Below are 1,414 nucleotides of genomic sequence, written 5' to 3'. Positions count from 1 at the left end.
GGGTGTGTGTTCTTTGAGAACTCGATAGTGTGTGATGGATTGTTTGATGCCATTTTTTGGTGCCTCATTGTTTTGTGGGGTGCTGTTTTTGTGGTGTCTGAAGAGTTTTTTTGAAGATTTTTTTGGATGCTAGTTTTTGGATTTGGTTGGGGTTTTTTCTCTTCTGAATGTTTTTTTGAAATCCTGTTTGGGTTTTGATGTTTTTTCATGGAGAGTTTGATCCTGGCTCAGGACGAACGCTGGCGGCGTGCTTAACACATGCAAGTCGAACGGAAAGGCCCCTTCGGGGGTACTCGAGTGGCGAACGGGTGAGTAACACGTGGGTGATCTGCCCTGCACTTTGGGATAAGCCTGGGAAACTGGGTCTAATACCGGATATGACCATGGGATGCATGTTCTGTGGTGGAAAGCTTTTGCGGTGTGGGATGGGCCCGCGGCCTATCAGCTTGTTGGTGGGGTAATGGCCTACCAAGGCGACGACGGGTAGCCGACCTGAGAGGGTGATCGGCCACACTGGGACTGAGACACGGCCCAGACTCCTACGGGAGGCAGCAGTGGGGAATATTGCACAATGGGCGCAAGCCTGATGCAGCGACGCCGCGTGAGGGATGACGGCCTTCGGGTTGTAAACCTCTTTCGCCAGGGACGAAGCGTGAGTGACGGTACCTGGAGAAGAAGCACCGGCCAACTACGTGCCAGCAGCCGCGGTAATACGTAGGGTGCGAGCGTTGTCCGGAATTACTGGGCGTAAAGAGCTCGTAGGCGGTTTGTCGCGTCGTCTGTGAAATTCTGCAGCTTAACTGTAGGCGTGCAGGCGATACGGGCAGACTTGAGTACTACAGGGGAGACTGGAATTCCTGGTGTAGCGGTGAAATGCGCAGATATCAGGAGGAACACCGGTGGCGAAGGCGGGTCTCTGGGTAGTAACTGACGCTGAGGAGCGAAAGCGTGGGTAGCGAACAGGATTAGATACCCTGGTAGTCCACGCCGTAAACGGTGGGTACTAGGTGTGGGTTCCTTTTCACGGGATCTGTGCCGTAGCTAACGCATTAAGTACCCCGCCTGGGGAGTACGGCCGCAAGGCTAAAACTCAAAGGAATTGACGGGGGCCCGCACAAGCGGCGGAGCATGTGGATTAATTCGATGCAACGCGAAGAACCTTACCTGGGTTTGACATACACCAGATGACGGTAGAGATATCGTTTCCCTTGTGGTTGGTGTACAGGTGGTGCATGGCTGTCGTCAGCTCGTGTCGTGAGATGTTGGGTTAAGTCCCGCAACGAGCGCAACCCTTGTCCTGTATTGCCAGCGGGTTATGCCGGGGACTTGCAGGAGACTGCCGGGGTCAACTCGGAGGAAGGTGGGGACGACGTCAAGTCATCATGCCCCTTATGTCCAGGGCTTCACACATGCT

At 54.2% G+C, this 1,414-nt stretch carries 1 protein-coding gene and 1 rRNA gene; one reads left to right on the top strand and one right to left on the bottom strand.

Annotated features, from left to right (window positions below; all coding sequences use genetic code 11):
• Nucleotides 1-209 (bottom strand): hypothetical protein (locus GOEFS_RS23675; RefSeq protein ID WP_211600675.1); only part of this gene is annotated, 209 nt, incomplete at its 3' end.
• Between GOEFS_RS23675 and GOEFS_RS17690 the strand changes: the two genes are divergently transcribed.
• A 16S ribosomal RNA gene (locus GOEFS_RS17690) occupies nt 205-1,414 on the top strand; the annotation flags it as partial. The two genes, GOEFS_RS23675 and GOEFS_RS17690, sit on opposite strands and share 5 nt — an antisense overlap.

The sequence above is a fragment of the Gordonia effusa NBRC 100432 genome (assembly GCF_000241305.1).
GTDB lineage: Bacteria > Actinomycetota > Actinomycetes > Mycobacteriales > Mycobacteriaceae > Gordonia > Gordonia effusa.
Note: the sequence above shows the minus strand (reverse complement) of the source record. Positions and strands in the feature narration are given on the sequence as shown.